At 76.4% G+C, this 3,508-nt stretch carries 3 protein-coding genes; 1 reads left to right on the forward strand and 2 read right to left on the reverse strand.

The window, feature by feature from the left end:
* Both ABD308_RS14320 and ABD308_RS14325 read right to left on the reverse strand, forming a co-directional pair.
* On the reverse strand, nt 1-1,123 hold a 1,123-nt coding region (locus ABD308_RS14320; RefSeq protein ID WP_344333511.1), incomplete at its 3' end, for a glycerol-3-phosphate dehydrogenase/oxidase.
* Between the two features lie 82 nt (nt 1,124-1,205).
* Nucleotides 1,206-1,802 carry a TetR/AcrR family transcriptional regulator gene (locus ABD308_RS14325; RefSeq protein ID WP_344333513.1) on the reverse strand — a complete coding sequence of 199 codons (597 nt, stop codon included), beginning with the start codon at nt 1,800-1,802 and terminating at the stop codon, nt 1,206-1,208.
* Nucleotides 1,803-1,822: 20 nt separating this feature from the next.
* On the opposite strand from ABD308_RS14325, the gene ABD308_RS14330 reads away from it, so the two are divergent.
* Nucleotides 1,823-3,448, forward strand: coding sequence for an FAD-binding oxidoreductase (locus tag ABD308_RS14330; protein WP_425554763.1), 1,626 nt, complete (start codon nt 1,823-1,825; stop codon nt 3,446-3,448).
* Nucleotides 3,449-3,508 lie beyond the last annotated feature (60 nt).

The raw sequence follows: 3,508 nt of genomic DNA on the forward strand, positions 1-3,508 counted from the left end.
CCAGCACCGCGTGCTGCCGGGAGAGGTCCGCGGTGGCGCCGTCGCCGGTGTCGATCAGCGGCCGCAGCCCGGCGTACGCGCCGCGCACGTCGTCCCTGGTCAGGGCGGTCTCCAGGGCGGCGTTGACGGTGGAGAGCAGGAAGTCCAGCTCGGCCTCGGTGGGTCGCGGCTCGTCCGGGATCGGGCCGGGCGCCTCCTCGTCGGTCAGGCCGATCGCCACCCGGCCGAGCTGCTGCGGCAGCGCGAAGACGAACCGGCTGGTGGAGCCGGGGACGGGCACGGTGAGCGCGGCGGCGGGCCGGCCGAGGGCGCCCGCGTCGACCAGCAGGTGGGTGCCGCGGCTGGGGCGCAGCCGGATGGACGGGTCCACCTCGCCCGCCCAGACGCCGGTGGCGTTGACGACGGCGCGGGCGCTGAGCAGAAACGATTCTCCGGTCAGGGTGTCGGTGAGCCGGGCGCCCGCCCCGGTCACCTGATCGGCGCGCACCCTGGTCAGCACGGACACCCCGTACTGCGCCGCCGTCCGGGCCAGCGCCACCACCAGCCGCGCGTCGTCAACGAGTTGACCGTCGTGCGCGACCAGCGCGCCGGACAGACCGGCGCCGCGCAGGCCCGGCACCAGGGCGCGGGCGCGCGCGGCGTCCACCTTGCGCGTCCTCGGCAGCAGACGGCCCGGGGTGCCGGCGCTCAGCCGCAGCGCGTCGCCCGCGTGGAAGCCCGCGCGGACCAGCGCCGCCTGCCCCGGCTTCATCAACCCGTCCAGCAGCGGCACCAGCTGGGGCAGCGGGCGGACCAGGTGCGGGGCGGTGCGGGTCATCAGCACGCCGCGTTCGACGGCGCTCTCCCGGGCCACGCCGACCCGGCCGGAGGCGAGGTAGCGCAGACCGCCGTGGACGAGCTTGGAGCTCCACCGGCTGGTCCCGAAGGCGAGGTCGCGGGCCTCGACCAGGGCCACGCACAGCCCGCGCGCGGCCGCGTCCAGCGCGACGCCCGCGCCGGTCACGCCGCCGCCGATCACCAGCAGGTCGACGGCCGGCCCGGCGGCGAGCGCGTCGAGCTCCAACTCCCGGCGGCGGGCGGTGAGTCGGGTGGTTCCGGCGAAGGGCCCGGCGGTGGTGGTCATCTGCGGCCTCCGTGGCGTGGCGGTCGGTCTGTCGGCGATCGGGGGGCGACGGTCGGCCCGTCGGCCCGTCGGCGATCGGGGGTCAGGGCGCGAGGTAGCCGTCGAGGGCGCGGGCGAGTTCGCGCCGCCAGGCCGCCTCGGACAGCAGCTCGGCCACCATCCGGTGCGACTGGACGGTGGACTGGGCGATCAGCAGCGCCATCGCGGCGAGTTCGACCGGCTCGCCGGCCCGGATCGAACCGTGCCGCTGCCCCTGGACGATGCCGGCCCGCAGCGCCTCCAGCAGCCCGCGCTGGCTGGCGCCGAGGCGGTCGACCACGTACTCGAAGAGCGTGTCGGAGTCGGCCGAACGCAGCAGCGCGCCGAGCACCGGGTGGTCGCGCAGCCGGACGGCCACCTCGACCACGCCGTCGACGAACGCGGCCCGGTCGGCGCCGCCGAGCCGGACGGCGTCCCGGGTGGCCCCGATCTCGCGGGTGAGCAGCGCGCCGATCACCGCCCGGACGTCCGGCCAGCGCCGGTAGACGGTCGGCCGGCTCACCCCGGCGCGGCGCGCGATCTCGGCCAACTGGGTTCGCCCCACGCCGTGTTGGACGATCAGCTCGGCGGCGGCATCGAGGATCGCGTCATCGGTTCCACGCTCGCGAGGACGCTCGGTACGCTCGTTACTACTTGACATGATGTGTAAAACTGTAACGCATGACCCCCGAGAAGCAAGCAGCGTCGGCCGGTGCGGCCACGCTGCCCCTCCCCCCGATGAAGTGGGACGCCTGGGGCGACCCGGCCCTCGCCAAGGAGCTGTCCTCCGACATCAAGGGCCTGCTCGCCGCCGCCCTCGGCGTCACCGGCGACGCCGCCCCCGGCCCGGACGCCTCGGAGGTCGTGCTGCGGCCCTCCGTCCTCTCCCCCGAGGACCTCGCGGCGCTCGCCGCCGCCGTCGGCGAGGCCCACGTCAGCACCGCCGACGCCGACCGCCTCCCCCGGGCCGGCGGCAAGTCCACCCCGGACCTGCTGCGCCGCCGCTCCCGCGCGCCGCAGGACGCGCCCGACGCCGTGGTGCTGCCCGGTGACGAGGACGAGATCGCCGCGCTGCTCGCCGTCTGCGCCGAACGCCGCATCGCCGTCGTGCCCTTCGGCGGCGGGACCAGCGTCGTCGGCGGGCTGGAGCCGGAGCGCGGTGCCTTCGCCGCCGTCGTCTCGCTCGACCTGCGCCGCCTCGACCAGCTGCTCGACCTCGACGAGACCTCCGGCGAGGCCCTGCTCGGCGCCGGCCTCACCGGCCCGGCCGCGGAGGCCCTGCTCGGCGAGCGCGGCTTCGAACTCGGCCACTACCCGCAGAGCTTCCGCTTCGCCACCATCGGCGGCTTCGCGGCCACCCGCTCCTCCGGGCAGAACTCGGCCGGCCACGGGCGGTTCGACGAGATGGTGCGCGGCCTGCGCGTGGTCACCCCGGCCGGCGTGCTGGACCTCGGCCGCGCCCCCGCCTCCGCCGCCGGGCCCGACCTGCGCGAGCTGTTCCTCGGCTCGGAGGGCACCCTCGGCGTGATCACCGCCGTGCGGGTGCGGGTGCACCCCGTGCCGGCCGTCAAGGCGTACGAGGCCTGGTCGTTCCCCGACTTCGCCACCGGCACCGCCGCGCTGCGCGCCGTCGAGCAGCAGGGCACCGGACCGACCGTCATCCGGCTCTCCGACGAGGCCGAAACCATGGTCAACCTCGCGATGACCGAGAAGATCGGCGGCGAGCCCGCCGTCACCGGCTGCCTGGCCGTCACCGTCTTCGAGGGCACCGCCGAGCCGGTCGCCGCCCGCCACCGGCTCACCCGCGACGTCCTGCTCGCCGCCGGCGGCACCTCGCTCGGCGAGGCGCCCGCCCGGGCCTGGGAGCACGGCCGGTTCAACGCCCCCTACCTGCGCGACTCGCTGCTCGACGCGGGCGCCCTGTGCGAGACGCTGGAGACCGCCGCCGACTGGCAGCGGCTGCCGGCCCTGCGGTTCGCCGTCACCGCCGCGCTGACCGAGGCCCTGCCCGGATCGCTCGTACTGTGCCACATCTCGCACGTCTACCCGACCGGGGCGTCCCTCTACTTCACCGTGGTCGCCGCCCTCGGTGAGGAGCCGCTGGCGCGCTGGGCCGCCGCCAAGCGCGCCGCCGGCGACGCCATCGTCCGCTCCGGCGGCACCATCACCCACCACCACGCCGTCGGCACCGACCACCGCCCGTGGATGGCCGCCGAGATCGGCGACCTCGGCGTGCGCGTCCTGCGCGCCGTCAAGGCCGAGCTGGACCCGGCCGGGATCCTCAACCCGGGCAAGCTGATCCCGTGAGCGGCCGGAGAACCATCGCCCGCGTCGTTCTCCTCACCAATCCGGCGGCGGCCGCCGGCC

The organism is Kitasatospora putterlickiae, assembly GCF_039527695.1.
Taxonomy (GTDB): domain Bacteria; phylum Actinomycetota; class Actinomycetes; order Streptomycetales; family Streptomycetaceae; genus Kitasatospora; species Kitasatospora putterlickiae.

Coding starts and splice junctions, on each gene's coding strand:
- ABD308_RS14330 (WP_425554763.1), top strand. CDS start 1,823: ATGACCCCCGAGAAGCAAGCAGCGTCGGCCGGTGCGGCCACGCTGCCC.
- ABD308_RS14325 (WP_344333513.1), bottom strand. CDS start 1,802: ATGTCAAGTAGTAACGAGCGTACCGAGCGTCCTCGCGAGCGTGGAACC.